We start from the raw sequence: 4,295 nt of genomic DNA, 5'->3' as shown, positions 1-4,295 counted from the left end.
GGGTCGGGGCCGGCGGGGGCGCGGCGACCGGGAGCGGACCACGGGGATGAGGGCACAGATCATGGGCATCCACGACTCCGACACCGCACTCGTCCATCTGCCGCGGCTGCTCTCCGCCGAGCACGCGGCCCGCCCCGCCCTGATCGGTGACGACAGCGGCGGGGACGGCGGCGAGCACGGGGCGTACGGCGGCGCCGACCGTGCCGGGACGGGGCGCGGCGGCCGGCGGGGCGGCACGGTACGGCTGACCTACGGCGAGCTCGCCGCACGCGTCGACGCGCTCTCCTCCCGGCTGCTCGACCTGGAGGCCCGGGTCGGCGACCGGGTGGCGATCTGGATGGACAAGGGGCCGCGCTACGCCGAGGCGATCCTGGCGTCGCTCCAGGCGGGGTGCGTCTATGTGCCCCTGGACGGCGGCCAGCCGGCCGCCCGGGTGGGCACCATCCTGGCCGACGCCGAACCGATCGTGCTCTTCACCGACCGGCGCCATCTGGCCGCCCTGGACGGCCGGTCGCTGCCGGCCACCGTCCGTACGGTCGTCGTCGCCGGCGCGGAGGAGGACACGGGCCAGGAAAGCCCCGGGCGCGACACCGGCCCCGTACGCGCCACGGGCCACGCACCCCCCGCCCGCGTCGTGTCCTGGTCCGCGTTCACCGGCGCCCCCGTGCGCCGCGTGGTGATCCTGCCCACGCTGCGCCGCTCCGACCTGGCCGCCCTCCTCTACACCTCGGGCTCGACCGGCACGCCCAAGGGCGTGAAGATCTCGCACGGCAACCTCGCCAACTTCATCGGCTGGGCCCGCGAGGAGTTCGCCGTCGGCCCCGAGGACGTCTTCGCCAACCACGCCTCCTTCAACTTCGACCTGAGCACGCTCGACCTGTTCCTGGCGCTGTCCGTGGGCGCCGCCGTGTGGATCGTCCCCGACCACCGGGCGCGGGACGTGGTGGCGCTGGCCCGCGGCATCCGCGACCACGGCGTCACCGTCTGGTACTCCGTGCCGTCGATCCTGCGGCTGCTGACGGTCTCCGGCGCGCTCGCCCCCGAGGTCACGGCGCGGCTGCGCTACGTCCTCTTCGCCGGCGAGGTGTTCCCGCTGCCGCACCTGCGCGACCTGGCCGCCCGGCTGCCGGAGCGCACGGCGCTGTACAACCTGTACGGGCCCACCGAGACCAATGTGTGCACGTACCACCGGGTGCGGCCGGAGGACCTCGCCGGCACCGAGCCGGTGCCGATCGGCTCCCCCATCGGCGGGGCCCGGGTGTTCGTGCTGGACGAGGACGGCCGGGAGGTCGGCGAGCCGGGCGCCGTCGGTGAACTGGTGGTGGAGGGCGCCTGCGTGACCCCCGGCTACTGGCGGCGCGAGTCCGAACCCGCCGCGGCCGACCACCGCCGGGGCCGCCACCCGACCGGCGACCTGGTGAGCCGGGAGCGGGGCGAGCTCGTCTACCGGGGCCGCAAGGACCGCATGGTCAAGCTCTCCGGCTACCGGGTGGAGCTCGGCGAGGTGGAGGCGGCCGTGGTGCGCCACCCCGGGATCGCCGAGGCCGCCGTGGTGCTCAGGGGCGAGGGCCGGGAGGCCCGGCTGGCGCTGTACTACACGCTGCGCGCCGGGTCCACGCGCCGGCCGAGCCTGATCGAGATCAAACGGCACTGCGCCCAGCACCTGCCCGGCTACATGCTGCCCGGCATCGCGCGGTGCCTGGCCGAACTGCCGCGCAACGCCAACGGCAAGACCGACTACCGGCGGCTGGCCGGTGCCGGGCCGCTGCCGGCCGCCGCCGCGACGGCGGGCCCGCGGCCCGGCGAGCCCCGGCCCGGCGAGTGACCGCGGTCCGGCGAGTGACCGACGCCAAGCCCTGCGAGTGACGGAGACGCTCATGAGCCCACGTCCGACGACGACGCCCTGGCGGGGCACCGAGCCCACGACGGTGGCGGCCCTGTTGCGACACCACCGCGAACAGCGCCCGGACGCGCTCGCCTACCGCTTCCTGCCCGGGACCGGCGGCACGGAGCGGTCCTGGAGCTACGCCGAGCTGGACCGGCGGGTCCGCGCGGTCGCCGCGCCGCTGGTGGAGCGCGGGCTGCGGGGCAGGCCCGTGCTGCTGCTCCACCCGCCCGGGCTCGACTACATCGCCGCGTTCCTGGGCTGTCTGTACGCGGGGGCCATCGCGGTGCCCGCGTATCCGCCGGACACCGCGCGGTTCGGGCGCACCCTGCCGCGCCTGGCCGCCATCGCCCACGACGCGCGCGCCACGCACGCCCTGACGACCGCCGGCTTCGCCCGGTTCGCCGAGGGCCGGCGGGCGGAGCTCGCCTCCCTCGGGCTCGGGGAGCTGCGCTGGCTGGTGAGCGGCGCCGACGACGGGCCGGGCGGAGCCGACGGCCTGCCCGAGCCGGACACCACCGGCGGCACGCTCGCCTTTCTCCAGTACACCTCCGGCTCGACCTCGGCGCCCAAGGGCGTGATGATCAGCAATGAGAACCTGCTGGCGAATCTGCGCGCGATCCACGCGCGGCTGGCCCACGACGAGCGCTCCGGAATGGTGTCCTGGCTGCCGCCGTACCACGACATGGGCCTCATCGGCGGCATTCTGACCCCGCTGTACGGGGGTTTCCCGGCCCATCTGATGGCCCCGCTGACCTTTCTGCGGCGGCCCCTGCTGTGGCTGGAGACCCTCGCGGACACCCGGGCGTCGACCTCCGTGGCGCCCAACTTCGGCTTCGAGCACTGTCTGCGCCATGTCACGCCCGAGCAGCGGGACGCACTGGACCTGCGGCACTGGCGGCTGGCGCTCAACGGCGCCGAGCCGGTGCGGGCCGCCACGCTGGACCGCTTCGCCGCGTTCTTCGCGCCCAGCGGCTTCGACCGGCGGGCCCTGCTGCCCTGTTACGGCCTCGCGGAGGCCACATTGATGGCCACCGGCGGCGGGCCGGACGAGGCCCCGTCCGCCGAGGTCCTGGACGCCGCGGCGCTGGGCGCCGGGCGGGCCGAGCGCACGGCGGCCGGCGACGGCACGCGGGTGACGCGGGTGGTGGACTGCGGGCCGGCGGTGGACGGCGTGCGGGTCGCCGTGGTCACAACGGACGCGGCCGGGGACGCACATCCCGACGGGCAGGCGGCCGAGGGCGCTCATGGCGGCGGGGACGCGGCCGGGGGCTCCGGCGGGCAGGCGGCCGGCGCGGGCCGGCGGGCCGACGACGGGCGGATCGGCGAGATCTGGCTCGCCGGCCCGAGCGTCGCCCGCGGCTACTGGCGGCGGCCGGACGCCACCCGGGAGACCTTCCGGGCGCGGCTGGAGGGCGAGCCGCACACCGACTGGCTGCGCACCGGCGACCTCGGCTATCTGCGGGCGGGCCGGCTGCACGTGGTCGGCCGCGCCAAGGACGTCGTCGTGGTGCAGGGCCGCAACCACTACCCGCAGGACATCGAGCTGACCGTGGAGCGGGCCCATCCCGCGATCCGCCCCGGGGCCGGGGCGGCGTTCGGGATCGAGGTGGACGGCGCGGAGGAACTGGTCGTCGCCTACGAGGTCGACGGGGCCGGGCTCGCCGACCCCTGGCCCGTGATCGCCGCCCTGCGGACGGCCGTCGCCGAGGAGTACGAGGTGACCCCGCACGCGGTGGTGCTGCTGCGGCGGTCGACGGTGCCCAAGACCACCAGCGGGAAGATCCAGCGGCACGCGTGCCGGGCGGACTTCCTCCGCCTCGCGCCGGGCGGCGCGGGGGCGGCCTCCCCCGGGGCCCCGGCGCCGCGAGCGGGGTCGGGCGCGGTGATCGCGGCGAGCGTGCTGCGCGAGCCGGCCCTCGCAGGGGAGCCGGCGCGGCCGGCCGAACGGCGCGCGGGGGCGGCCGAGGCGGTGGCCGAGGCGCTCCAGGAGGTGCTGGGCGCACCGGTCGGGCCACGGACGGACCCACCGGACCGGCCGCCGGTACGGGACCGGGCGGAGGCACGCGGCGCAGCGGGCGTACGGAACCGGGCAAGCGTACGCGGCCCAGCGGGCGTACGGGACCGGGCGGGCGTACGGGATCGGACGGAGGCACGGGATCAGGCTGAGGCACGCGGCCCAGCGGGCGTACGCGGTCCGGCGGACGTGACTGGCCGGGGGCTGGCCGAGCTGGGGCTGGACTACCCACGGCTGCTGGACGTCGTCCGGGCGGTCGAGCGCCGGCTCGGGGTGCACGTGCCGGTCGGTGAACTGCTGGCGCGGCCGCGGGTGGACACGCTGGTGGCCCTCTGCGGCGGGGAGGGACCGGCCCCCTCCGGCTCGGGCTCCCCCACCCACCCGCCGCAGAGG

At 76.9% G+C, this 4,295-nt stretch carries 2 protein-coding genes; both read left to right on the top strand.

Going from position 1 to position 4,295, the window contains the following annotated elements; translation table 11 throughout:
- Positions 1 to 61: 61 nt before the first annotated feature.
- On the top strand, positions 62 to 1,825 hold the full coding sequence (locus tag ACSNOD_RS28975) for a D-alanine--poly(phosphoribitol) ligase (protein WP_436770041.1): 1,764 nt from the start codon (positions 62 to 64) through the stop codon (positions 1,823 to 1,825).
- Positions 1,826 to 1,877: 52 nt separating this feature from the next.
- A partial coding sequence (locus ACSNOD_RS28970; protein ID WP_436770040.1) for a fatty acyl-AMP ligase occupies positions 1,878 to 4,295 on the top strand: 2,418 nt, incomplete at its 3' end.

The sequence above is a fragment of the Streptomyces sp. URMC 123 genome (assembly GCF_051386515.1).
GTDB lineage: Bacteria > Actinomycetota > Actinomycetes > Streptomycetales > Streptomycetaceae > Streptomyces.
This window is presented reverse-complemented; position numbering and strand designations above follow the sequence as displayed.